Origin of the sequence: Pseudomonas sp. FGI182, from assembly GCF_000511325.1 — a bacterium.
Classification (GTDB): Bacteria; Pseudomonadota; Gammaproteobacteria; order Pseudomonadales; family Pseudomonadaceae; genus Aquipseudomonas; species Aquipseudomonas putida_Z.
In genome coordinates this window covers 953,148-977,734 of record NZ_CP007012.1, presented here as the reverse complement: position 1 = coordinate 977,734, position 24,587 = coordinate 953,148, and the positions used below count along the sequence as shown (strand labels likewise).

Sequence of the window (24,587 nt, the reverse complement as noted above, 5' to 3'; positions counted from 1 at the left end):
GGCCCGACGGGGTTCGGCTCATGGCCTGATCGCAGCCTTCGGCGTGCGTCACGCTGCTACTCGCGAACACACCACCCGCCGCCAGGACTGGCCGGCAACCAAGAAGTGTGCTCGCCGACTACACAAGGAGTCCGCCTGTGGCTGAACGCTACGGAAAAGGGCTGTTGGGATGGGCCGCCGTGCTCGTCATCCTGGCCCTGCTGGTCCACTGGATCGGCATCGACACGATCGCGCGGTATCGCGACGATCTTGGGTTCTACCTGCAAGCGCACCTGGTACTGGTGCTGGCTTCGATGGCGGCGGCGCTGGCCGTGGGCATCCCCGCCGGCATTGCGTTAAGTCGACCGCACCGGGTCGACAAAGCCGAGCGCTTCATGCAGTTCTTCAACGTTGGTAACACCATCCCTCCCCTGGCCGTTCTGGCCATCGCCCTGAGTATCCTGGGCATCGGCGCCGGGCCCGCGATCTTCGCGCTGTTCCTCGCCTCCCTCCTGCCCATCGTGCGCAACACCTACGAGGGCCTGAAAAACGTCCCCGCCTCGCTCAAGGAAGCCGCCACCGGCATCGGCATGACTCCGCGCCAGCAACTCTGGCAGGTGGAGCTGCCCAACGCCGTGCCGATCATCGTTGGCGGTGTGCGCGTGGCCCTGGCGCTGAACGTCGGCACCGCACCGCTGGCGTTCCTGATTGGCGCCAACAGCCTGGGCAGCCTGATCTTCCCCGGCATCGCCCTGAACAACCAGCCACAGCTGCTGCTGGGGGCTGCCTGCACTGCACTGCTGGCGCTGGCGCTGGACGCGGCGGTGAGTTTCTCCAGCAAGCGCTGGCTGGAACGTGGCCTGGCCCAATAAAGATAGGGAACGTATGAACAAGAGAATCGCCTTGCTGCTGGGCGCGGCCCTGCTGTTCGCAGGATTTGCCCAGGCGGCGGACAAACCACTGATCCGCATCGGCGCGCGGGTGTTCACCGAACAGACCGTACTCGCCGAAATCACCGCGCAATACCTGCGCGCCAACGGCTATGACGTGCGCGTCACCACCGGCCTTGGCAGCAATATCGCGCGCCAGGCCCAGGAAACCGGCCAGCTCGACCTGATGTGGGAATACACCGGCGTGTCGCTGGTGTCGTACAACCATATCGACGAGCGCATGCCCAGTGCCGAGGCAACCTTCGCCAGGGTCAAGGCGCTGGATGCCAAGAAGGACCTGATCTGGCTGACCCCGTCGAAGTTCAGCAACACCTACGCCCTGGGCCTGCCCAAGCAGGTGGCCGAGGCCTATCCGCAGGTCAACACCATCAGCGACCTCAACCAGGTACTGCGTGACGAAAGCCACCGCAACCACCTGGTGGCGCTGGACACCGAGTTCGCCAACCGCCCCGATGGCCTGGTCGGCCTGCGCGAGATGTACGGCCTGCCGCTGGACCGCCGCAACATCCGCCAGATGGACGGCGGCCTGGTGTACACCGCGATGCGCAACAACCAGGTGTTCGCCGGGCTGGTGTACACCACCGACGGCCGCCTGAACGCCTTCGACCTCAAGCTGCTGGAGGACGACAAGCACTACTTCCCCGACTACACCGCCGCGCCGGTGGTGCGCAAAGCCGTGCTCGACGCCAACCCGCAGCTGGCCGGCCTGCTCAAGCCACTGGCCGAACAGCTGGATGACGCAACCATGCGCCAGCTCAACGCCAAGGTCGATGTCGAGCACCAGAACCCGACTGCCGTGGCCGCCACCTTCCTGCGTGAGCACCCACTGAACAGCGAGGGCCAGCCATGAACCTGATCGATACCTTCAACCACCTGGACTGGGCCCAGGTGCTGCAACTGACCTGGCAGCACATCATGCTGGTCGGCGTCGCCGTGGGCCTGGCGATCATCGTCGGCGTACCGCTGGGCATCCTCATGACCCGCTTCCCGGCCGTCGCCGGCCCATTGCAGGCCAGCGCCACGGTACTGCTGACCATCCCCTCGATCGCCCTGTTCGGCCTGCTTCTGCCGTTCTACTCCAAGTTCGGCCAGGGCCTCGGGCCGCTGCCGGCGATCACTGCGGTGTTTCTCTACTCACTGCTACCGATCATGCGCAACACCTACCTGGCCCTGACCAACGTCGAGCCCGGCATCCGTGAAGCCGCGCGCGGCATCGGCATGACCTTCGGCCAGCGCCTGCGCATGGTCGAACTGCCCATCGCCGTGCCGGTGATCCTCGCCGGCGTGCGCACCGCCGTGGTGATGAACATCGGCGTGATGACCATCGCCGCCACCATCGGCGCCGGCGGCCTTGGTGTACTCATCCTCACCTCCATCAGCCGCAGCGACATGTCGATGCTGCTGGTCGGCGCCGTGCTGGTCAGCCTGCTGGCAATCATCGCCGACCTGCTCCTGCAAACCCTGCAACGTGCCCTGACTCCAGAAGGACTGCGCTCATGATCGAACTGAAGAACCTCAGCAAAACCTTCAACGTCAACGGCAAGGACGTGAAAGCCGTCGACTCGGTAAGCCTCACCGTCAACGAAGGGGAAATCTGCGTGTTCCTCGGCCCCTCGGGCTGCGGCAAGAGCACTACCCTGAAAATGATCAACCGCCTGATCACGCCCACTTCCGGCCAGGTGTTCATCAATGGCGAAGACACCACCGGGCTGGACGAGGTCACCCTGCGCCGGCACATCGGCTATGTGATCCAGCAGATCGGCCTGTTCCCCAACATGACCATCGAGGAGAACATCACCGTGGTGCCGCGCCTGCTCGGCTGGGACAAACAGAAGTGCCATGAACGCGCCCGCGAACTGATGCACATGATCAAGCTGGAGCCCAAGCAGTACCTGCAGCGCTACCCGCGCGAGCTGTCCGGCGGCCAGCAGCAGCGTATCGGCGTGATCCGCGCCTTGGCGGCGGAAGCGCCGGTGCTGCTGATGGACGAGCCGTTCGGCGCGGTCGACCCGATCAACCGCGAGATGATCCAGAACGAGTTCTTCGAGATGCAGCGGGCCTTGAACAAGACCGTGATCATGGTCAGCCATGACATCGACGAAGCGATCAAGCTGGGCGACAAGATCGCCATCTTCCGCGTCGGCAAGCTGTTGCAGCTGGACCACCCGGACACCTTGCTGGCGCACCCGGCGGACGAGTTCGTCAGCAACTTCGTCGGCCAGGACAGTACCCTCAAGCGCCTGTTGCTGGTACGTGCGGAGGATGCGGCAGACAACGCGCCATCGGTAAGCCCGCAGACGCCGGTGAGCGATGCGCTGGAGCTGCTGGACGAGCACGACCGCCGCTACGTGGTGGTGACCGATGCGCAGAACAAGGCACTGGGCTACGTGCGCCGGCGTGACATGCATCGCCAGCAAGGGACTTGTGGCGACTTCCTGCGGCCGTTCAATGCCACGGCGTCGCATGATGAGCATTTGCGCATCCTGTTGTCGCGGATGTACGAGTTCAACCGGGCGTGGCTGCCGGTGCTGGATGCCGAGCAGGTGTTCTTGGGCGAGGTGACGCAGGAGTCGATTGCGGCTTATTTGAGTTCGGGACGCTCGCGGGGGGCCAAGACCAGCATTGTCTCGCCGGCCGAGGCGGTGGTTTCGTAATCGCCGGGGGCGCGCTGCGCCCCTTTCGCGACACAAGGCCGCTCCTACAGCAGATCGCGTTCCTGTGTAGGAGCGGCCTTGTGTCGCGATGGGCCGCAAAGCGGCCCCGGCAATCTAGGCTCAAAACCCAGGTAATGGATTGCTTGTGCCGGCCTCTTCGCGGGTAAACCCGCTCCCACAGGGTCGGTGCAAGGCTAAAGACCTGCGCGGTACCTGTGGGAGCGGGTTCACCCGCGAAGCAGGCGACGCGATGTCAGAACCCTACACTGGCCTGCACATAGAAGGTCCGCGGCTCACCCACATAGATGCCGGCATTGTTGTCGCTGGAGCGGGTGAAGTACTGCTTGTCGAACAGGTTCTTCACCCCCGCCGCCAGCTTCAGGTTGGACATCTGGGGCCCGAACTCATACCCGCCACGGGCATGCCAGGTCACGTAACCCGGGATATCACCAAACTGCCCATCCGCACTCGGCTCGGTGATGTAGTCACCGTTGAAGCTGCCATCGGCATTGATCCCGGTACCCGGCGCGCGCTGCTTGGATTGGGCGTAGGCATCCAGGTTCCAGGTCCAGTGGTTGACCGCGTAACGCACCCCGGCAGTGGCCACCTGGCGTGAATAGAACGGCAGGTCACGGCCCTTGAAGCCAGGAATGTCCCCTTCATAAGTAGCGCGGGTATAGGTATAGCCACCGCTCACCGACAACCCTTCCAGGCGCGGGTCCAGCCCGTCCAGGTCATAGCGCACCGAGGCCTCGATACCCTGGTGCTTGGTCGCGCCGAGGTTGGTCCAGCCCACGTCGTTGCTGATGTACTGCAGTTCGTCATCGAAATCGATGTAGAACGCCGTCAGCTCACCGGCAAAGCCGCCATTGTCATAGCGGGTACCGATCTCGTAGGTCTTGGCCTTTTCCGGCTCCAGGCCATTGGCCGTGCTGTTGCCAGTACCACCCTGGCCCAGCTGGAAGTACTGCAGGCTGCCGAACGAGGTCTCGTAGTTGGCGAACACCTTCCACGCATCGGAGATGTGGTACATCACGCTCAGCGCCGGCAGTGGCTCGTTGCTGGTGATGCTGCGCTTCTTCTCCGGCACCGGCTGGCCGTTGGCACCGAGCACCGGGCGGTCGCGCCAGTCGGTGTTGATATGCTCGAAGCGGATACCTGGGGTGATGGTCCAGTTACCCACGTCGATCTTGTCGTCGATGTAGTAGGCACTGGCCTCGGTACCACCGCTGCGGTCCTGGAACACATGGCCGTCGGAGCCCGGGGCGGGCGTCGGCACGTTGTCGATCAGCGCCAGGCGGGTCGACTGCTCACGCATCGCTTCCTTCAGGTAGCGGTAGCCCACGCTGACTTCCTGGGTGGTCGGGCCGGCGAAGAAGATCCGCGACAGCCGTGGTTCGATGGCAAAGGTGTGGTAGTTGCGCGGGTACGACGACAGGGTCTTCATGTCGCGCGAGGCAATGGCGCTGCCGCGGAAGCTGTCGGTGTAGTAGGTCAGCACTTCGAACTGGGTGGCGTCGTCGAGCTGCCGCTGCCACTTGAACGACACGTCCTTGCGCCGGCCGGCGAAGTAGTCGTAGTCGCGCAGCGACTGGTACGGGTTGCTGTCGTACTGCGCCTGGGTCAGGCCGCCAGGCATGTCGGCACGGCCGTCGTAGTAGTGGAAGTTGAGCCAGAACTCGTCAACGTCGGTCGGCGCCCAGTGGGTCTTGAGGATGACGTCGTCGATGTCGTTGCCGTTGTTGCTTTCACGGTAGCCGTTGCCATTCACCCCGGTGTACAGCAGCGCCACGCCCATGCCGTTGTCCGCGGTGCCGCCGACGAAGGCCGACTCGGTGTGTTTCCAGCCACCATGCTGGGAGGTTTCCAGGGTGGTGGACAGCTCGGCCGAGGCCTTCTCCGGGATCGCCCGGGTAACGAAGTTGATCACCCCACCGACGTTCTGCGGGCCATAACGCACGGAACCGGCGCCACGCACCACGTCGATGCTGTCGAGGTTGCCCGAGGAAATCGGCGCCATCGACAGCTGCGGCTGGCCATAGGGCGCGAAGGCGGCCGGGATGCCGTCGATCAGCACCGTGGAGCGTGGCGACAAGCGCGAAGTCAGGCCGCGAACACCCACGTTCAGCGACAGGTCGCTGCCGCCGGTGCCGTTGGAGTCCTGCACCTGCACGCCCGGGATACCGCGCAGCACGTCGCGCACGTTCATTGCGCCCTTTTCCACCATCGCTTCGCGGCGTACCACGGTGCGCGCGCCAGGGTGGTTCTGCACCACGCTCTGCTGGGCATCGCCCAGCCAGTCACCCACCACCTTGATGTCGGTGGGCGCCAGCTCCAGGCTGCCGGTGGTGAGGGTGCCATCGGCCTGGGCCGGCTTGACCACCACGGTGCCCTGGGACATCTCGTAGGTCAGGCCGCTGCCTTGCAGCAACTGCTGCAGCGCCTGCTCGGGCGCCAGCTGGCCGGACACCGCCGGGGCCTGCTTGCCGGCCACCAGCTCGGGGCTGAAGAACAGCTGCAGGTTGGTCTGCTGGCCCAGCTGGTTCAGCGCCGAAGCCAAGGGTTGGGCCTGGATCTGGATGGTGCTGCCGGCCTCTGCGGCCTGGCTGTTGACGGCCACGGCGCTGACCGCCAGGGCCAGCGCCAGGGCGCGGAAGCGTGGGAAGGGCTTGTTGTTGTTCACGTCGTCGAAACTTCCTGGAATACGGAATAAACGCCAACCGCATGCAAATGGAAATGCTTGGCAGTTGCAGCTGGCGGGGAAGACGAACGAGCGGAAAAAAACCTGAATCTATTTCGCGATTATTTCGCGCGAGCCATCTTCATGGGCCTTGATGGCCACCGGCAGGATGCTCGGCAAGGCACGCAGCAGCGCATCGGTGTCGTCGGTGCTGAAGGTGCTGGACAGCCGCAGCTGGGCGACTTTGCCGGGGGCGACCCGCAGCGGCTGGCTGCGGTAGCGCGAGGCTTCGGCCACCACCTCGGCCAGGGTGGCGTTGTCGAACACCAGCCTGCCTTGGCGCCAGGCAGTCAGGGCGCCGGTATTCACCGCATAGGGCGCCGCCACCTGGCCTTGTGCATCTATATGCGAGCCCTGGCCCGCCGTGAGCTGCGCCAGCGAGGCGCCCTTGCCCTGCACACGCACCGAGCCCTGCTCCACCGCCACGCGGGTGCTGGCCGGGTCCAGGCGGACGTCGAAACGGGTACCGGTGACAGTCACGCTGCCCTGGGCGGTGTCGACCACGAACGGCCTGCCACTGTCGTGGGCGACGGTGAACATCACCTCACCCGCCATCAGCCGGACATGCCGCTGGCCGGCGCTGAAAGCGACCTGCACTTGCGTGCTGCCGTTGAGTTCAAGGTGCGAACCATCCGGCAGTTCGATCTGGCGGCGTTCATTGAAGGCGGTCTGCAAGCTGCCCTGGTGATTCAGTTGCTGGTAGTGCCAGCCGCCCCAGCCCAGGCCCAACGCCAGTGCGGCCACGCTGGCGGCCAAGGCCTGGCGCACGAAGCGCCGACGTGGCAACTGGCGTACCGGTGCCGGCTGGCACAGCGCTTCCAGGCGCTGGCGCGGGATGAAGTCGGTGGCCTGCCACAGACGGGCGAGCTGCTGGTACTCATCACGGTGCCGTGCATCGCCTTCCAGCCAGGCGTGCAGCTGCGCCTGCAGCCCGGCATCGCGAGGCGCATCCTGCACCCGGGCGAACCACGCGGCCGCCTGCTCGCGGACGGTATCGGTACCGTGCTGTTTCATCGAAAAGGTCTCCTGACTCATCATGCCGACACATCCAGGTGCTCACGCAGATGCCGGAGCGTGCGGATCATATACTTTTCGACCATGTTCTTGCTCAACCCCATGCGCTCGGCAATCTCGGCCTGGGTCAGGCCTTCGAGCTTCTGCCAGATGAACACCTGCCGGCAATTGAGCGGTAGTTCGGCCAGCGCCCGCTCGACACTGTCGGCCAGCTCCAGCGCATGCACGTAGGCCTCGGGGTCGCCACTGGCGGCCACGCCTTCGTCGAAGGCTTCCAGCTCCAGGGCCTGGCGGCGGTCCTCGCGCCGGAAACCATCCACGGCAATATTGCGTGCGGTCTGGTGCAGGTAGGCGCGTGGCTGCTCGACCTGCTCGCGCGGGTTTTCCAGTACCCGGACAAAGGCATCGTGGGTGAGGTCCTCGGCCTGCTGTCGACTGCGCAACTTGCGCGTCCAGGTGCCGATCAGCTCATGGTAGTGGTCGAGGAAGCCTTTGGGTCCGGACACGGTCGGGGTCATCAGGGAGGCAGACAAGGGTGCGAATAGTAATGTTTCTCATCAAACACGGCAATTCCGCCAGTCGGTAACAAAAAATTTATCGTCTTTTTCATGCACGGCGGTGCCAGGGAAATGTGGCCATAAATATGAACACCTGAGGCCCTTTCGCGGGCACGCCCGCTCCCACAGGAACCGCGAGATGCCTGTGGGAGCGGGCGTGCCCGCGAAGGAGCCAACGCGCTCCATTCCACTATTTTTTACGCTTGAAACACTCCGGGGAACATCAGCCGGTCACATGGGTCGGTTATTCAAATGGCAGGTCGTCGATCCGCGTCGATCACGCCCGGATTGCCTGTTGATTCTGCATTCTTCACGCCCTAAAGTGCGCGCCGAACGTCCATGCTGGAAACGATCCATCCGGCTCAAGTACTGAGTAGGCGAACCAAAGTGGGGATACGGAGGACGTTCAGTTTGCAGCCACTTAAATTTTCAGTTTGCCCATGGAGTCCCTGAGCATGTCGATCCAGGTCGAAGACTATTTCGCGCGTGACACCTTCCAGAAAATGAAGGCGTTCGCCGACAAGCAGGAAACCCCGTTCGTACTCATCGACACCCAGATGATCAGCCAGGCCTACGACGACCTGCGTGCTGGTTTCGAATTCGCCAAGGTGTACTACGCGGTCAAGGCCAACCCGGCCGTGGAAATCATCGACCTGCTCAAAGAGAAAGGTTCGAGCTTCGACATCGCCTCGATCTACGAGCTGGACAAGGTGCTGGGCCGCGGCGTCAGCGCCGACCGTATCAGCTACGGCAACACCATCAAGAAGTCCAAGGACATCCGCTACTTCTACGAGAAGGGCGTGCGCCTGTATGCCACCGACTCGGAAGCCGACCTGCGCAACATCGCCAAGGCCGCACCGGGTTCGAAAGTGTACGTACGTATTCTCACCGAAGGCTCGACCACTGCCGACTGGCCGCTGTCGCGCAAGTTCGGCTGCCAGACCGACATGGCCATGGACCTGCTGATCCTCGCCCGCGACCTGGGCCTGGTGCCTTACGGCATTTCCTTCCATGTCGGCTCGCAGCAGCGCGACATCAGCGTGTGGGATGCAGCCATCGCCAAGGTCAAGGTGATCTTCGAGCGCCTGAAGGAAGAAGACGGCATCGAGCTGAAGCTGATCAACATGGGTGGCGGCTTCCCGGCCAACTACATCACCCGGACCAACAGCCTCGAAACCTACGCCGAAGAGATCATCCGCTTCCTGAAGGAAGACTTCGGTGACGACCTGCCGGAAATCATCCTCGAGCCGGGCCGTTCGCTGATTGCCAACGCCGGCATCCTGGTCAGCGAAGTGGTACTGGTTGCACGCAAGTCGCGCACCGCCGTCGAGCGCTGGATCTACACCGATGTGGGCAAGTTCTCCGGCCTGATCGAAACCATGGACGAAGCCATCAAGTTCCCGATCTGGACCGAGAAGAAAGGCGAGGCCGAAGAAGTGGTCATCGCCGGCCCGACCTGCGACAGCGCCGACATCATGTACGAAAACTACAAGTACGGCCTGCCGCTGAACCTGGCCATCGGCGACCGTCTGTACTGGTTGTCGACCGGTGCCTACACCACCAGCTACAGCGCAGTGGAATTCAACGGCTTTCCGCCGCTGAAGGCTTACTACCTGTAACGCAAGACGGGGCCGCAAGGCCCCGTTTTCATTTGTGCTTTCCGCCTTCAGGCCTGTGCAATTCCCTGTAGGAGCAGCCTTGTGCTGCGAAGAGGCCATAAATGCCAAAGGCCATCTTTTGTCATGCCGGCCTCTTCGCAGCACAAGGCTGCTCCTACAGGTACTGCGGGCCTTGAGGGAACCTCAAGCTTCGCGCCGTTCGATCTCCTCGGCATACCGCGCCGCAAAGGCCATCAACACCGGCCCGGCCCCCTGCAAGGTCACCAGCGCGCTGCGCAGGAAATTCATGTTCCCCTCGACCCGCGCCCGCTCCAGCCAGGGCCCGGCTTCCGCCACCTGCCCACGCTCGACCAGCACCAGCCCCAGGCTGAACATGCCACGAAAGTCCCCCGCCTCGGCCGAACGCCGATACCAGCGCACCGCCCGTGCCGGGTTGGGCACCGTGGCGATGCCTTGTTCCAGGTAACGCCCGTACAGGTTCATCGACTTGGCATGCCCCATGTGCGCGGCCTTCTCGTAGCACATCAGCGCCTGCGCCTGGTTGGCCGGTATTCCGCGCCCGGTGGCCAGCAGGTTACCCAGGTTGTACAGCCCCCAGTCCAGCCCTGCATCGGCCGCACGCGCATAGTGGATGGCCGCCTGCGCCTGGCTTGGCTCACCGCCCCAGCCATGCTCCAGGCAACGCCCCAGCATGTTGTGCGCCATGGCACTGCCGCCCTGCGCGGCGATGCCGAACCAGCGCCTGGCCACGGCGGCATCCGCCTGAATGCCGCGCCCGTCGAGCAGGATCTGCCCCAGCAGCAACTGTGCCTCCACCGCGCCCTGCCCGGCCGCCGCCAGGATCGCCTGGGCGGCCTTGCCAGGGCTTTCTTCCAGCATGGCCTGCAAACCGGCCACATCCACCACTTCCTCACGCCGCAACTGATAGGACACGGCTCAGACCTCGGCCCAGCGGCGCAGCAGGTTGTGGTAGGTGCCGGTCAGCTGTAGCAGTGATGGATGGTCCGGCACATCGGCAGTCAGTTGCTGGATGGCATTGTCCATCTCGAACAGCAACGCCCGCTGGCTGTCCTCGCGCACCAGGCTCTGGGTCCAGAAGAACGCGGCGTAACGCTGGCCACGGGTAACCGGGTTGACCTTGTGCAGGCTGGTGCCGGGGTACAGCACCAGGTCACCGGCGGCCAGCTTGACCTGCTGCACGCCATAGGTGTCCTGGATCACCAGCTCGCCGCCGTCATAGCTGTCTGGATCGCTGAGGAACAGCGTGGAAGACAGGTCGGTGCGCACCCGCTCCGGGCTGCCCTTGGGCTGGCGCAGGGCGTTGTCGATGTGGAAGCCGAAATTGCCACCTTCGCGGTAGCAGTTGATCAGCGGCGGGAACACCTTGTGCGGCAAGGCTGCAGACATGAAGCGCGGGGTCTGCCACAGGCGGTCGATCAGCGCACTGCCGATCTCCTTGGCCAGCGGGTGGCCTTCCGGCAGTTGCAGGTTGTGCTTGGCCTTGGCCGACTGGTAGCCGGCCGTGACCTTGCCGTCGGCCCAGTCGGCCTGCTCCAGCGCCTCGCGGATACGGGCCAGTTCATCGGCGTGAAACAGGCCGGGGATGTGAAGCAGCATGGCGGCAGCACCGTTGGAAAATGTAAAGGCGCCAATGATATTGATTCCCTTTTGCGCTTCACAAGCCCCATTCGCCGCCTAAGACGTTTCAGCTTGATGAAACCGTAAAGGCAAATTGTAAAGATTGTAAATTCTTCACGAATGGTAACGACTCTCAATTGTGAGTCACAATTGCTTACATTAAGATCCGCGGCCTTAACACCTTGGGGAAGGTCCTTAGCAATGCGCCAGTACGTACCATCTGCAGTGAGTTCACCACGCCTGATCGTGTCTGCCATCGGCGTCGCCCTCAGCGCTTCGTCGGCCTATGCCGCCGACCCGGCCGCCAGCAGCGCTATCACCCTCGACGCCACCAGCGTCAACGGCAAGGCTGAACAGGCCAGCACCGATTACAAGGTCGACAAGGCCTCTTCGCAGAAGTACACCGCGCCGCTGGTAGATACCCCGCGCTCGATCACCGTGATCCCGCAGCAAGTGATCAAGGACACCAGCGCCCTGACCCTGCAGGATGCACTGCGCACTGTGCCGGGCATCACCATGGGTGCCGGCGAAGGCGGCAACCCCTCCGGCGATCGCCCATTCATTCGCGGCTTCGACAGCCAAAGCTCGATGTACCTGGACGGCGTGCGCGATACCGGTTCGCAAACCCGCGAAATCTTCGCCATCGAGTCGGTGGAAGTGGCCAAGGGCCCGAACTCCTCGATCGCTGGTCGCGGTGCTGCTGGTGGCACCATCAACATGGTCAGCAAGCGTGCGCACCTGGGCAACTCGCTCGACGGCGCCTGGACCTGGGGCAGCGATCAGACCCAGCGCTACACCCTGGATGGCAACTATCAGTTCAGCGACAGCGTCGCTGGCCGCCTGAACCTGATGACCCACAAAAGCAACGTCGCCGGCCGCGATGAGGTCAACTACGACCGCTGGGGCGTGGCACCCTCGCTGGTGTTCGGTCTGGGCACCGATACCCGCGTGAGCCTTGACTACTACCACGTGGAAAGCGACGACCTGCCAGATTCGGGTATTCCCTACAGCCTGCGCTCCGGCAGCTCGGCCGCTCGCACCTCGGCCAACCCGGACAAACCGACCCACGGCGGTGGCAGCAGCAGCAACTACTACGGCCTGGTCGGTCGCGATTTCTCCAAGAGCCGTGCAGATATCTCGACCATCAGCATCGAGCACGACCTAAGCGACTCGCTGACCATCAAGAACACCTTGCGCCATGGCAACACGCTGCAGGACTACATCTACAGCCAGCCAGACGACAGCAAAGGCAACATCCTCAACGGTGAAGTCTGGCGTCGCCCGAACAACCGTGTCGCCAACACCCGCACGACCACCAACCAGACCGACCTGTATGGCGATTTCTACGTTGGTGGCATGAAGAACAGCTTCTCCACCGGTATCGAACTCAGCCGGGAAACATCGGTGAAATCGGGCTATGACGTCACCGGTTTCGGCGCTGGCAGCTGCTCGAGCGCAACAGGCCAGATCTCCGGTGTCTGTACCTCGTTCCCGAACCCCAATCCGCATGAAGAGTGGGACGGCACCATCAGCCGCACCGAAGCCGGTGCCGATACTTCTGGCAACACGCGCGCCATCTACTTCACCGACACGCTGGAGCTCGACCCGGCCTGGTTGCTGACCATGGGCCTGCGTTACGACCACTTCGACACCAAGGTCAAGACCAAAGCGGCCAACGGTTCTACCAGCTTCAAGACCGAAGACACCAGTGAGTTCGTCACTGGCCAACTGGGCCTGACCTGGAAGCCTGCCGAGAACGGCAGCATCTATGTGTCCTATGCCACCTCCGCCACCCCGCCTGGCGCCTCGCTCGGCGAAGGTTCCGACGGCAACGCGCTGGTCACGGCCACCACCACCAGCGAGTTGAAACCGGAAAAAACCACCAACTACGAAATCGGTACCAAGTGGGATCTGCTCGACGAACGCCTGGCGTTGACCGCAGCCATTTTCCGCACCGAGAAGGAAGACGCTCGTGTGCTGGTGGATAACAACACCTACCAGAACATCGGCAAGACCCGTGTCGATGGCCTGGAGCTCAGCGCCAGCGGCAAGCTGACCGACGCCTGGCAAGTATTCGCCGGCTACACCTACCTGGATGCCAAGCTCGTCGACGGCGGCGCGCAGCGGGTCGGCACGGTGTTCATCGATGGTTACAACGATGGCAACCAACTGCCTAACACACCGAACAACAGCCTGACCCTGTGGACCACCTACAACGTCACACCGAAGCTGACCATTGGTGGTGGTGCCTTCTACGTCGATGAAGTGTTCGGCAACACCACCAACAGCGTGATGGTCGACTCGTACTGGCGCTACGACGCCATGGCCAGCTACAAGCTGACCAAGCACGTCGACCTGCAGTTGAACGTGCAGAACCTCACCAACGAGGTCTACTACGACAAGGCCTACAGTGGGCACTATGCCAACCAGGCCGCCGGGCGGACTGCGCTGTTGACCACCAGCTTCCACTTCTGATGCCGGGATGGGGTTGATCTGTTGAATGGGCTGCGCCTGTGCCGACCCTTTCGCGGGTGAACCCGCTCCCACAGAGATATCACTGGACCTGAGGTCAGTGCAGTACCTGTGGGAGCGGGTTCACCCGCGAAGAGGCCGGTACAGACAACACAAGCCTGACTGACGAGCCCACCCTGCCCCGTTCATTCCCGTGAGCGGGGCTTTTGCGTATCAAGGCATAATGCACGCCGCGCAGTGTGCGGCAGAAACACAAGGTGATCATGTGGTGAAGAAGACGCTGTTCCAATTGCACTGGTTCTTTGGCATCACCGCTGGCCTGGTGCTGGCCTTGATGGGTATCACCGGGGCCTTGTACTCGTTTCAGGAAGAACTGCTGCGCGCGCTGAATGCCGATGTCCTGAAGGTCCAGGTGCGCCCGGAGGGCGTGCTGCCCCCGGCCGAACTGGTCCAGCGGGTCGAGGCCCAGCAGCACGACAAGGTGGCGATGCTGTGGGTCGATGTACGCGAAGGCAACGCCGCACGCGTCTTCTTCACCCCACCACCAGGCGAGCGCCGTGGCCAGCTGCGCTATGCCGACCCGTACACCGGCGAACTCAAGGGAGAAGTGGCCGGGCAAGGCTTCTTCAACCTCATGCTCAACCTGCACCGCTTCCTGGCCATGGGCGACAGCGGCCGGCAGATCACCGGTGCCTGCACCCTGATGCTGGTGTTCTTCTGCCTCTCCGGCCTGTACCTGCGCTGGCCGCGCAAGGCGCTGGACTGGCGCACCTGGCTGACCTTCGACTGGGCCAAGAAAGGCCGCGCCTTCAACTGGGACCTGCATGCGGTGGCCGGCACCTGGTGCCTGCTGTTCTACCTGCTGTTCGCCCTGACCGGGCTGTTCTGGTCCTACGAGTGGTACCGCGAGGGCCTGAACAAGCTGCTGGCCGACGCGCCGGCCGCCGGCCAGCAGCAAAAGCGCGGCGAAGGCCGGGGCCGCCACGGGCCGCAGAAAATCGACAAGAACGCCCCGCCGCTGGTGGTCGACTACGACGCAATCTGGGCCAACCTCAAGGACGCTGCCGGCCCGGGCCTGGCCATGTACAACCTGCGTCTGCCACCGGTAGGCGGTCAGCCGGCCAACCTGTTCTACCTGCTGGACAACGCCGACCACCCACGTGCCTTCAACACCCTGGCACTGGACCCGGCCAGCGGCCAGGTGAAAAGACATGACCGCTACACCGACAAGTCCTTCAAGGCCCAGTTGCTGCAGAGCGTCTACGCCCTGCACGTGGGCGAATACTTCGGCCTGCCGGGGCGCATCATCGTCACCATCGCCAGCCTGACCATGCCGCTGTTCTTCGTCACCGGCTGGCTGCTGTACCTCGACCGCCGTCGCAAGAAGCGCCAGGTACGTGCCGCCCGTGGCAACGTCACCAGCAACACTGCCAGCGGCGACAGCTGGCTGATCGGCTTTGCCAGCCAGAGCGGGCTTGCCGAACAACTGGCCTGGCAGAGCGCCGGGCAGCTTCAGGCCGCCGGCCTGCCAGTACAGGTACGCGCCCTGGCAGAACTGGGTGAACTCGACCTGCGCCAGGCCCGCCGTGCGCTGTTCGTGGTCAGCACCTTCGGCGACGGCGAAGCCCCCGACAGCGCCCGCGCCTTCGAGCGCAAGGTGCTCGGCCAGCCTTGGGCGCTGGACAACCTCAGCTATGCCCTGCTCGCCCTCGGTGACCGCCAGTATCCGCACTTCTGCGGCTTCGCCCGCCGCCTGCAGGCATGGCTGGGTGAACGCGGTGCCAGCAGTGCGTTCAGCCCGGTGGAAGTGGACAACGCCGACCAGGCCGCGCTGCAGCAGTGGCAGCAGGAACTGGCGCAACTGACCGGCGCCCAGCCAGTGGCCGCCTGGCAGCCGCCGAGCTTCGGCAACTGGTCGCTGGTGCGCCGCGAACTGCTCAACCCGGGCAGCCAGGGCCAGCCGGTGTACCTGCTGGGCCTGCGACCGGAACAGCCCGCCAACTGGGATGCTGGCGACCTGGTGGAGATCCTGCCGCTCAACGGCCAGCCGAGGATCGACGCCTTCCTCGATGGCATGGCGCTGGACGCCGGGGCCAAGGTGCAAGTGAATGGCCTGGGCGAAACCCTCGCCCAGGCCCTGGCCGGCCGCCAGTTGCCGACCCGTCGCGATCACCTGATCGGCCTACAGCCGCAAGCACTGGTCGACGCACTGGTGCCGATCGGCAGCCGCGAATACTCGATTGCCTCGATCGCCAGCGATGGCGTGCTGGAGCTGATCGTGCGCCAGGAACGCCATGCCGATGGCAACCTGGGCCTGGGTTCCGGCTGGCTGACCGAGTACCTGCCGCTTGACGGTACGCTGAGCCTGCGTTTGCGGCGCAACAGCAGCTTCCACCTGCCGGAAACGGCTGCGCCGCTGGTGTTGATTGGCAACGGCACCGGCCTGGCCGGCTTGCGCAGCCTGCTCCGCGCGCGGGTGAATGCTGGCGAGCAGCGCAACTGGCTGCTGTTCGGCGAGCGTAACCGTGCGCATGACCTGCTGTGCGGCAACGAGCTGCAAGGCTGGCTGGACAACGGCGACCTGGCACGCCTGGACCTCGCATTTTCGCGGGATCAGGCCGACAAGGTGTATGTGCAGGATGTGTTGCTGCAGCAGGCTGAAGAGTTCAAGCGCTGGATCGCGGATGGTGCCTGTGTGTATGTATGCGGCAGCCTGCAAGGCATGGCTGCCGGGGTGGATGCGGCGCTCAACGGCATCCTCGGGGAAGCGGTAGTGCATCAGCTGATCGAGGATGGGCGGTATCGGCGGGATGTTTATTGATACTGGCCTGAGCTAGCAACACAGTACCTGTAGGAGCGGCCTTGTGTCGCGAAAGGGCTGCATAGCAGCCCCAGCAATTCATGCATCGCTGCCAGGATCCTGGGGCCGCTCTGCGGCCCTTTCGCGACACAAGGCCGCTCCTACAGCGTGCCAATTCAAGCCATACAGCTCCGGCTTCAGTGCAGCTCGAAGGTATCGGCATCCAGGTTGGCCGGGAACTTGGCCCGGTAGGCCGCCAGCTCCGCCGCGCTCAACACCACGGTGAACACCCCGTCGGCCTCCCCGGCACTGAGCAGGCTCTCGCCCTGGAAGTCCAGCACCTGGCTGTCGCCGGAATAGGCAAAGCCCTTGCCGTCGGTGCCCACCCGGTTCACCGCCGCCACATAGCACAGGTTCTCGATACCCCGCGCCGGCAACAGGCGGTTCCAGTGCTGGCGGCGCGCAGCCGGCCAGTTGGCGGTGTACAGCAACAGGTCGGTGTCCTGGGCATCACGGCTCCACACCGGGAAGCGCAGGTCGTAGCAGATCAGCGGGCGGATCCGCCAGCCCTTGAGCTCGAACTGCACCTGGCGCTCACCCGGGGTGTAATGCTTGTGCTCACCGGCCATGCGGAACAGGTGGCGCTTGTCGTAGTGCAGGATCTCGCCATCCGGCCGGGCCCACAGCAGGCGGTTGCGGTGGCTGCCATCGGCGGCCTGGATGATCACGCTGCCGGTAATTACCGTGTTGTACTTCTTCGCCTGGGCCTTCAGCCATTTGCAGGTCGGGCCGTTTTCCGGCTCGCACAGGCTTTCCGATTGCATGGAAAAACCGGTAGTGAACATTTCCGGCAGGATCACCAGGTCCACTTCACCCACCTGCTCCAGCAGCACTTCGAAGTGCGCATAGTTGGCCTCGCGGTCGTGCCAGGCCAGAGTGGTCTGCACCAGGGCGACTTTCAGATTCGGCAGTGTACTCAGATCGCGCATAGTTTTTCCGCTGCCTGACGCAGCGTCTCCTCTCGTTTGGCAAAGCACAGGCGGACCAGGCGTTGCTCGGGGATGGGTTGCTGGTAGAACACCGACACCGGGATGGTCGCCACGCCGTGCTCACGGGTCAGCCACAGCGACATGTCGACATCGTTCAGGTCCGGGCGGATCTGCGAATAGTCCACCAGCTGGAAATAGGTACCCGCCGTGCGGGTGAAGCGGAACCGCGAGCCCTCCAGCAAGCCGCAGAACAGGTCTCGCTTGGCCTGGTAGAAGGCCGGCAGTTCATCGATATGCTCGGGGTGCTCGGCCATGAAATCGGCCAAGGCGCACTGCAGCGGGGTCACACCGCAGAAGTTGACGTACTGGTGCACCTTGCGCAGCTCGGCACTCAGCGCTGGCGGGGCGACCACGTAGCCGGTCTTCCAGCCGGTGACGTGATAAGTCTTGCCGAACGAGCTGACCACGAAGGCGCGCTGGTACAGTTGCTCGTGGGCCAACACGCTGGCATGGCGTACACCGTCATAGACCAGGTGCTCGTAGACCTCGTCGCTGACCAGGTAGATATCGCGGTCAGCGATAAGCCGGGCCAGTTGGTCCAGGTCTTCTTGGGTAATCAGCGCACCGCTGGGGTTGTGCGGCGAATTGAGAATGACCATGCGCGTGCGCGGGCTGAGGGCATCGCTGAACTTCTGCCAGTCGATGCGGAAATCGCCATCGCTCAGCTGTACATGCACGCAGCGCCCACCAGCCAGTTCCACGGACGGCTCGTAGCTGTCGTAGCAAGGGTCGAAGACGATTACCTCGTCACCGGCATGCACCACAGCCTGGATGGCGCAGAAGATCGCCTCGGTGGCGCCAGGGGTGATGGTCACTTCCTGGTCGGCATCCACCTGCGCGCCATACAGCCGCGCGACCTTGGCCGCCACCTGCTGGCGCAGGGCCGGCAAGCCGGTCATCGGCGAATACTGGTTATGCCCGGCGGCCACATGCCGGCCGACTGCATCGAGCAGAGCCTGCGGGCCATTGAAGTCGGGAAAGCCTTGCGACAGGTTGAGCGCGCCCGTCTGCACGGCGAGCTGGGACATGGTGGTGAAGATGGTCGTGCCGACATTCGGCAGTTTGCTGCGGATCATGGAGCCCTCTTTCCTGGGGTGTATCCGGCACGGGGTGGAGTCCGAGCATAGCGGATCGAGCGGTCAGGAAAAAGGTTGAAACAATAGGGGGATTTGCGCTGGATCAAAGGGCCTCTTCGCGGGTAAACCCGCTCCCACAGGTACTGCACAGATTTCGAAAACTGTGGGTCCTGTAGGAGCGGGTTTACCCGCGAAGAAGTCGACGCGGAATCAGCGCTTGTCGCGGCGCTTCTTCTCGGCCTTCTTGTGGTGCGACATCAGGCGGCGCTTCTTGTTGACCTGGCGGTCGGTGAGGGTGTTCTTCTTGCCCTCGTACGGGTTCTCACCGCCCTTGTACTCGATGCGGATCGGCGTACCGACCAGCTTCAGCACACGCCGGTAGGTGTTCTCCAGGTAACGCGAGTACGACTTCGGAATCTTGTCGGTCTGGTTGCCGTGGATCACAATCAGCGGCGGGTTGGCACCACCAAGGTGGGCATAGCGCAGCTTGATGCGGCGGCCGTTGACCAGCGGCGGCTGGTGCTCGCTCACGGCATCTTCGAGGATCTGCGTCAGGCGGCTGGTCGGCCAACGGGTTACCGCCGACTTGAACGCGGCCTGCACCGACTTGTACAGGTGGCCCACGCCGGTGCCGTGCAAGGCGGAGATGAAGTGGATGTCGGCGAAATCGACGAAGAACAGCCGGCGCTCCAGCTCGGTCTTCACGTAGTCACGCTCGCCCGGCTCCATGCCGTCCCACTTGTTCAGGGCGATGACGATGGCACGGCCGGCTTCCAGGGCAAAGCCCAGCAGGTTCAGGTCGTGGTCAACCACGCCTTCGCGGGCGTCCATGACGAAGATCACCACGTTGGCGTCCTTGATCGCCTGCAGCGTCTTCACCACCGAGAACTTCTCGACTTCCTCGTGGATCTTGCCGCGCTTGCGCACGCCGGCGGTGTCGATGAAGGTGTACTTCTCGTCATCGCGCTCGAACGGGATGTAGATACTGTCGCGGGTGGTGCCCGGCTGGTCGTACACCACCACGCGCTCTTCGCCGAGCATGCGGTTGACCAGGGTCGACTTGCCGACGTTGGGGCGGCCGATGATGGCGATCTTGATGCCATCCTTCTCGCTCGGGCCCGGGATGCGCACCGCTTCCTCGCCTTCGGCGACTTCGGCGTCCAGCGCTTCCTCGACCTGGTCGCGTGGCAGGTGGCCGAGCACGGCCTCCATCAGCGCATTGATGCCGCGGCCCTGGGAGCCGGCCACCGGGATGGCGTTGCCCATGCCCAGCGGCGAGAACTCGGCGCGAGCCACATCGGCATCGATGTTGTCGATCTTGTTGGCAACCAGGATCGCTTCCTTGTTCCGCTTGCGCAGGTGCTCGGCGATCATCTGGTCGGCAGCGGTCATGCCGGCACGGGCATCGACCAGGAACAGCACATAGTCGGCTTCTTCGATGGCCATGAGCGACTGCTCGGCCATCTTCTCGTCCATGCCCACTTCGTCACCGGTGATACCGCCGGTGTCGATCAGGATGAAGGAGCGACCCTGCCAGCTGGCATCACCATACTGGCGGTCACGGGTCAGGCCCGACAGGTCACCGACGATGGCATCGCGGGTCTTGGTCAGGCGGTTGAACATGGTGGATTTGCCGACGTTCGGGCGGCCCACCAGGGCGATTACGGGAACCATTCGGCTCTCCACTCTTGAATTCTTGAAAATGCAAAGGCCGCTGCAAGGCAGCGGCCGGAGTTCGGGCGGCGTGTCCTACGCCGCGGCTTGAAGCCCGCCAAGGCTTCAAGCATAGCTTCAGCGGATGGTCAGTGCCTCGAGCTTGCCGCTGTTGCCGAAGACGTAGATGGTGTCGCCGACCACAAGTGGGCGGGCACGCAGGCCATCACTGTCGATACGCTCACGGCCGACGAAGCGGCCATCGACCTGGCTCAGCAGGTGCAGGTAACCCTCGAAGTCGCCCACCGCCACGTAGCTGGAGAACACTTCAGGCGCAGTCAGCTGGCGGCGAGCCATGGTGTCGTTGGTCCACAGGGCGCTGGACGAGCGCTCGTCGACGCTTTCGACAGTACCGGAAGCTTCGCTGACATAGACGTTACCGTAGCCCTGGGCGACACCCACGTAGCTGGAGGCATCACGCTGCCACAGCACGCGGCCGCTTTCCAGGTCCAGGCCCGCGACGCGGCCCTGGTAGGTGCTGACGTACAGGGTACCACCCGACAGCAGCAGGCCGCCGTCGATATCGACCACACGGTCCAGCTCGGAACGGCCCTGCGGAATCGCCACACGGCTTTCCCACACCGGCACGCCGTTGTTGATGTCCACCGCCACCACCTTGCCGGTGGACAGGCCGGCGACGGCCAGGCGGTTGGTGGCGATCGGCGCGCCGGTGCCACGCAGGGTCAGCACGGCCGGGGTGTTTTCGTAGATCCAGCGACGGTCGCCAGTGGCGGCATCCAGGCCGATCAGGCGATCGTCCTGGGTCTGCACCACCACCACCTCACCGTTGTTGGCAGGCGGGGCCAGCACTTCGCTGGTCACGCGGGAGCGCCAGCGCTCCTCACCGGTGCTGGAGTCCAGGGCGATGACTTCACCCTTGAGGGTACCGATCATGACCAGGCCGTAGCCCACGCCGACAGCGCCGGAAACCGGCAGCTCGAGGTCCTTCTTCCACACCACGTCGCCGGTGATGCGGTCGAGGGCGAAGACTTCGCCGTTGACGTCGGAGGCGTAGATACGGTCGTTCTCGATGGCGGGTACCAGGGTGTTGTAGGTCTCGCCCTGGCCGTCACCGATCGAACGGCTCCACTGCTTCTTCAGCACCACTTCCTCGGTGAACTTGGTCAGCTCGGCCGGAGGCAGTTCCTTCTTGCTGTTGCTGCTGCAACCTGCGGCCAGTACGGCCAGGGTCAGCACTGCTGCATGTTTCCAACCGATCACTTACGCGTCCCCTTTGGCCAAGTCATCCAGCTTCAATTGCAGGCCACCGACCGCCGCCTCATCGGACAGCGCAGCCTTGGCTTTCTCGTAAGCGCTGTGCGCGTCATCGGCGCGACCCAGTTGCACCAGCAGGTCACCTTTCAACTCTTCGCGGCTGGCCAGGAAGGCTTTGTCGGCGTCGCCGTCGAGCAGCTTGAGGGCGTCCTCGGCCTTGTTCTGGGCGGCCAGCACACGAGCCAGGCGCTGACGCGAAATTTCGCCCAGGGTGGCATCGGCCGGCTTGTCCAGCACGCTCTTCAGCTCGGCAGCAGCGTCGTCGAGCTTGCCGGTCTCGACCGCGACCTTGGCCACGAACAGGCTGCCGTACTGGGCGTAGGCGGTACCGCCGAACTCGCTCTTGAGCTTGCCGGCCAGTTCCGCGACCTTGGTCGCGTCAGGCTGGCCAGTCGGCGTCAGGCTGGTCTCCAGCAAGGCCTGGTACAGCTGCGAGGCACCTTGCGACTGATTGTTCTGGTACTTGTGCCAGGTATTCCAGCCCAACACCACCACGCCAGCCAACAGGGCACCGGTCAGCAGCGGCTTGCCGTTGCGGTTCCACCAGTCCTTGACCCCTGCCAGTTCATCATCGGTACTCGACACCCCAATACTCCTTTTCGCCTATTCGCTTGTTGAACCGCGTTACGCCTGAGCGATCGCGGTTTCCAGGTGCTCAGCCAGAGCATCCCAGGCAATGTTCTGTTGTTCGCCCTGACCACGCAGGGGCTTGAAGCCGATCTCTTGCTTGGCCAGTTCGTCGTCGCCGAGGATCAGGGCGAACAGCGCGCCGCTCTTGTCGGCTTTCTTGAACTGGCTCTTGAAGCTGCCACCGCCGGCGTTGACTGCCAGGCGCAGGCCCGGCAGGCGGTCGCGCAGGCCTTCGGACAGGCGCAGGCCGGCCAGTTCCGCCTGTTCGCCAAAGGCGCACAGGTAGACGTCGATCTGGCGGCTGATGGACTCGGGCACCTTGCCCAGGGTTTCCAGCAGCAGGATCAGGCGCTCGATGCCCATGGCGAAACCGACGCCCGGGGTCGGCTTGCCGCCCATCTGTTCGACCAGGCCGTCATAACGGCCGCCGGCGCAGACGGTGCCCTGGGCGCCGAGCTTGTCGGTTACCCACTCGAACACGGTCTTGCTGTAGTAGTCCAGGCCACGCACCAGCTTGGTGTTGATCACGAACGGAATGCCGGCAGCGTCCAGGCGGGCCTTGAGGCCCTCGAAGTGCACGCGCGACTCTTCGTCCAGGTAGTCTTCCAGCTTCGGCGCACCTACCAGCACCGCCTGGGTGTTCTGGTCCTTGCTGTCGAGGATGCGCAGCGGGTTGCTCTTCAGACGGCGCTGGCTGTCTTCGTCCAGTTGCTCCAGGCGCGCCAAGAGGAACTCGACCAGCGCATCGCGGTAGCGTGCACGGGCTTCGCTGGTGCCCAGGCTGTTGAGTTCCAGCTTGACCGCGTCCTGGATACCCAGCAGGCCCCACAGGCGCCAGGTCAGCATGATCAGCTCGGCGTCGATGTCCGGGCCGTCCAGGTTGAACACTTCCACGCCGATCTGGTGGAACTGGCGGTAGCGGCCCTTCTGCGGGCGCTCGTGGCGGAACATCTGGCCGATGTACCACAGTTTCTGCACCTGGCCGTTGCCGGTGATGCCGTGCTCGAGCACGGCACGCACGCAGGCGGCGGTGCCTTCGGGGCGCAGGGTCAGCGAATCGCCGTTGCGGTCCTCGAAGGTGTACATCTCTTTTTCGACGATGTCGGTGACTTCACCGATGGAGCGCTTGAACAGCTCGGTGAACTCGACGATCGGCGTGCGGATCTGGCTGTACCCGTAGGTGTCCAGCAGGCCGGCCACGGTGCCTTCGAAGTAGCGCCACAGCGGCGACTGTTCTGGCAGGATGTCGTTCATGCCACGGATGGCTTGCAGCGATTTGCTCACGAAAAGTCCTTACGAATTCTGTGTGTCAGCCACGGACGATCAGCGCCGCGTCGGCTTCGGCCTTTTCGGCCGCTTTCTGGCGGATGAGTTTTTCCAGCTCATCGACCAGGTTGTCGTTGGTCAGCTTCTGCGCCGGCTTGCCGTCGATGTAGATCAGGTTCGGCGTGCCGCCGGTCAGCCCCACATGGGCCTCCTTGGCTTCGCCCGGGCCGTTGACCACGCAACCGATCACCGCCACGTCCAGCGGCACCAGCAGGTCTTCCAGGCGCCCTTCCAGCTCGTTCATGGTCTTGACCACATCGAAGTTCTGCCGCGAGCAGCTCGGGCAGGCGATGAAGTTGATGCCACGCGAGCGCAGGTGCAGCGACTTGAGAATGTCGTAGCCGACTTTCACTTCTTCGACCGGGTCGGCCGCCAGCGAGATACGGATGGTATCGCCAATGCCTTCGGCCAGCAGCATACCGAGGCCGACAGCGGATTTCACCGTCCCCGAACGCAGGCCCCCGGCTTCGGTGATGCCCAGGTGCAGCGGCTGCACGATCTGCTTGGCCAGCAGGCGGTAGGCTTCGACGGCCATGAACACATCGGAGGCCTTGACGCTGACCTTGAAGTCCTGGAAGTCCAGGCGGTCGAGGTGCTCGACGTGGCGCAGGGCCGACTCGACCAGCGCCGCCGGGGTCGGTTCGCCGTACTTCTTCTGCAGGTCCTTTTCCAGGGAGCCGGCATTGACGCCGATACGGATCGGGATGCCGCGGTCGCGGGCGGCATCGACCACCGCGCGCACACGGTCTTCACGGCCGATGTTGCCCGGGTTGATACGCAGGCAGTCCACGCCCAGTTCGGCTACGCGCAGGGCGATCTTGTAGTCGAAGTGGATGTCGGCAACCAGCGGCACGCTGACCTGCTGCTTGATGCGGCCGAACGCCTCGGCGGCGTCCATGTCCGGCACCGAGACGCGTACGATGTCCACGCCGGCATCGACCAGGCGCTGGATTTGCGCCACGGTGGCGGCCACATCGTTGGTGTCGGTGTTGGTCATGCTCTGCACCGCGATGGGGGCATCACCACCCACCGGCACATTGCCGACCCAGATTTTGCGGGATTCGCGACGTTTGATCGGAGATTCGCCGTGCATGA

At 63.9% G+C, this 24,587-nt stretch carries 19 protein-coding genes; 7 read left to right on the top strand and 12 right to left on the bottom strand.

From position 1 onward, the window contains the following. Positions 1-137 precede the first annotated feature (137 nt). From C163_RS04420 to C163_RS04405, 4 genes are read left to right on the top strand one after another with little or no spacing between them, the layout of a single operon-like run. Positions 138-851 (top strand): ABC transporter permease, encoded by a 714-nt coding sequence (locus C163_RS04420; protein WP_025337794.1) that lies wholly within the window; start codon positions 138-140, stop codon positions 849-851. A 13-nt stretch (positions 852-864) separates the two neighbouring features. After that, positions 865-1,779, top strand: coding sequence for a glycine betaine ABC transporter substrate-binding protein (locus tag C163_RS04415; RefSeq protein ID WP_025337793.1), 915 nt, complete (start codon positions 865-867; stop codon positions 1,777-1,779). Next, on the top strand, positions 1,776-2,429 hold the full coding sequence (locus tag C163_RS04410; RefSeq protein ID WP_025337792.1) for an ABC transporter permease: 654 nt from the start codon (positions 1,776-1,778) through the stop codon (positions 2,427-2,429). The genes C163_RS04415 and C163_RS04410 overlap by 4 nt, the downstream gene beginning before the upstream one ends. Then, entirely contained in the window at positions 2,426-3,583 is a 1,158-nt protein-coding gene (locus C163_RS04405) for a betaine/proline/choline family ABC transporter ATP-binding protein (RefSeq protein WP_025337791.1), read from the top strand. Before C163_RS04410 ends, C163_RS04405 begins: the two co-directional genes overlap by 4 nt. A 253-nt stretch (positions 3,584-3,836) precedes the next feature. Here the strand turns inward: C163_RS04405 and C163_RS04400 are convergent, their stop codons facing one another. The 3 genes from C163_RS04400 to C163_RS04390 all read right to left on the bottom strand — a co-directional run bounded on the left by C163_RS04400 (position 3,837) and on the right by C163_RS04390 (position 7,855). Next, entirely contained in the window at positions 3,837-6,266 is a 2,430-nt protein-coding gene (locus C163_RS04400) for a TonB-dependent siderophore receptor (RefSeq protein ID WP_025337790.1), read from the bottom strand. A gap of 108 nt (positions 6,267-6,374) precedes the next feature. Next, positions 6,375-7,337, bottom strand: coding sequence for a FecR family protein (locus tag C163_RS04395; RefSeq protein WP_025337789.1), 963 nt, complete (start codon positions 7,335-7,337; stop codon positions 6,375-6,377). A gap of 20 nt (positions 7,338-7,357) precedes the next feature. Beyond that, entirely contained in the window at positions 7,358-7,855 is a 498-nt protein-coding gene (locus C163_RS04390; RefSeq protein WP_025337788.1) for a sigma-70 family RNA polymerase sigma factor, read from the bottom strand. Positions 7,856-8,349: 494 nt separating this feature from the next. On the opposite strand from C163_RS04390, the gene C163_RS04385 reads away from it, so the two are divergent. Further along, positions 8,350-9,513, top strand: a complete 1,164-nt coding sequence (locus C163_RS04385; protein ID WP_025337787.1) for a type III PLP-dependent enzyme — start codon at positions 8,350-8,352, stop codon at positions 9,511-9,513. A 183-nt stretch (positions 9,514-9,696) separates the two neighbouring features. Here the strand turns inward: C163_RS04385 and C163_RS04380 are convergent, their stop codons facing one another. Together C163_RS04380 and C163_RS04375 are read right to left on the bottom strand one after the other, a co-directional pair. Next, entirely contained in the window at positions 9,697-10,446 is a 750-nt protein-coding gene (locus C163_RS04380) for a tetratricopeptide repeat protein (protein ID WP_025337786.1), read from the bottom strand. A 3-nt stretch (positions 10,447-10,449) separates the two neighbouring features. Further along, positions 10,450-11,130 carry a Fe2+-dependent dioxygenase gene (locus tag C163_RS04375; RefSeq protein WP_025337785.1) on the bottom strand — a complete coding sequence of 227 codons (681 nt, stop codon included), beginning with the start codon at positions 11,128-11,130 and terminating at the stop codon, positions 10,450-10,452. A gap of 222 nt (positions 11,131-11,352) precedes the next feature. Between C163_RS04375 and C163_RS04370 the strand changes: the two genes are divergently transcribed. Together C163_RS04370 and C163_RS04365 are read left to right on the top strand one after the other, a co-directional pair. Further along, the gene (locus C163_RS04370; RefSeq protein ID WP_025337784.1) at positions 11,353-13,626 is read left to right on the top strand and encodes a TonB-dependent siderophore receptor; all 2,274 of its coding nucleotides are present in this window, start codon (positions 11,353-11,355) and stop codon (positions 13,624-13,626) included. Between the two features lie 262 nt (positions 13,627-13,888). Beyond that, entirely contained in the window at positions 13,889-16,444 is a 2,556-nt protein-coding gene (locus C163_RS04365) for a sulfite reductase flavoprotein subunit alpha (RefSeq protein ID WP_025337783.1), read from the top strand. Between the two features lie 176 nt (positions 16,445-16,620). Here the strand turns inward: C163_RS04365 and C163_RS04360 are convergent, their stop codons facing one another. The 7 genes from C163_RS04360 to ispG all read right to left on the bottom strand — a co-directional run bounded on the left by C163_RS04360 (position 16,621) and on the right by ispG (position 24,585). Further along, on the bottom strand, positions 16,621-17,412 hold the full coding sequence (locus C163_RS04360) for an amidohydrolase (RefSeq protein ID WP_025337782.1): 792 nt from the start codon (positions 17,410-17,412) through the stop codon (positions 16,621-16,623). Next, on the bottom strand, positions 17,400-18,548 hold the full coding sequence (locus tag C163_RS04355; protein ID WP_025337781.1) for a pyridoxal phosphate-dependent aminotransferase: 1,149 nt from the start codon (positions 18,546-18,548) through the stop codon (positions 17,400-17,402). The genes C163_RS04360 and C163_RS04355 overlap by 13 nt, the downstream gene beginning before the upstream one ends. 210 nt (positions 18,549-18,758) lie before the next feature. Then, positions 18,759-20,222 (bottom strand): ribosome biogenesis GTPase Der, encoded by a 1,464-nt coding sequence (gene der / locus C163_RS04350; RefSeq protein WP_025337780.1) that lies wholly within the window; start codon positions 20,220-20,222, stop codon positions 18,759-18,761. Between the two features lie 117 nt (positions 20,223-20,339). Then, positions 20,340-21,482: an outer membrane protein assembly factor BamB gene (gene bamB / locus C163_RS04345; RefSeq protein WP_025337779.1), complete on the bottom strand. Its 1,143-nt coding sequence runs from the start codon at positions 21,480-21,482 to the stop codon at positions 20,340-20,342. Beyond that, complete coding sequence (locus C163_RS04340; RefSeq protein WP_015269019.1) at positions 21,483-22,121, bottom strand: tetratricopeptide repeat protein; 639 nt, start codon at positions 22,119-22,121, stop codon at positions 21,483-21,485. Between the two features lie 39 nt (positions 22,122-22,160). Beyond that, positions 22,161-23,450 carry a histidine--tRNA ligase gene (hisS, locus tag C163_RS04335; protein ID WP_025337778.1) on the bottom strand — a complete coding sequence of 430 codons (1,290 nt, stop codon included), beginning with the start codon at positions 23,448-23,450 and terminating at the stop codon, positions 22,161-22,163. A gap of 25 nt (positions 23,451-23,475) precedes the next feature. After that, positions 23,476-24,585, bottom strand: coding sequence for a flavodoxin-dependent (E)-4-hydroxy-3-methylbut-2-enyl-diphosphate synthase (ispG, locus tag C163_RS04330; RefSeq protein WP_003257869.1), 1,110 nt, complete (start codon positions 24,583-24,585; stop codon positions 23,476-23,478). Positions 24,586-24,587: the final 2 nt, after the last annotated feature.

Bases quoted from the DNA above. Each gene is read 5' to 3' on its own strand.
- C163_RS04405 (WP_025337791.1), top strand. From the start codon at position 2,426: ATGATCGAACTGAAGAACCTCAGCAAAACCTTCAACGTCAACGGCAAG.
- C163_RS04385 (WP_025337787.1), top strand. From the start codon at position 8,350: ATGTCGATCCAGGTCGAAGACTATTTCGCGCGTGACACCTTCCAGAAA.
- C163_RS04415 (WP_025337793.1), top strand. From the start codon at position 865: ATGAACAAGAGAATCGCCTTGCTGCTGGGCGCGGCCCTGCTGTTCGCA.
- C163_RS04370 (WP_025337784.1), top strand. From the start codon at position 11,353: ATGCGCCAGTACGTACCATCTGCAGTGAGTTCACCACGCCTGATCGTG.
- C163_RS04395 (WP_025337789.1), bottom strand. From the start codon at position 7,337: ATGAAACAGCACGGTACCGATACCGTCCGCGAGCAGGCGGCCGCGTGG.
- C163_RS04390 (WP_025337788.1), bottom strand. From the start codon at position 7,855: ATGACCCCGACCGTGTCCGGACCCAAAGGCTTCCTCGACCACTACCAT.
- C163_RS04360 (WP_025337782.1), bottom strand. From the start codon at position 17,412: ATGCGCGATCTGAGTACACTGCCGAATCTGAAAGTCGCCCTGGTGCAG.
- C163_RS04410 (WP_025337792.1), top strand. From the start codon at position 1,776: ATGAACCTGATCGATACCTTCAACCACCTGGACTGGGCCCAGGTGCTG.
- ispG (WP_003257869.1), bottom strand. From the start codon at position 24,585: ATGCACGGCGAATCTCCGATCAAACGTCGCGAATCCCGCAAAATCTGG.
- C163_RS04355 (WP_025337781.1), bottom strand. From the start codon at position 18,548: ATGATCCGCAGCAAACTGCCGAATGTCGGCACGACCATCTTCACCACC.
- C163_RS04375 (WP_025337785.1), bottom strand. From the start codon at position 11,130: ATGCTGCTTCACATCCCCGGCCTGTTTCACGCCGATGAACTGGCCCGT.
- der (WP_025337780.1), bottom strand. From the start codon at position 20,222: ATGGTTCCCGTAATCGCCCTGGTGGGCCGCCCGAACGTCGGCAAATCC.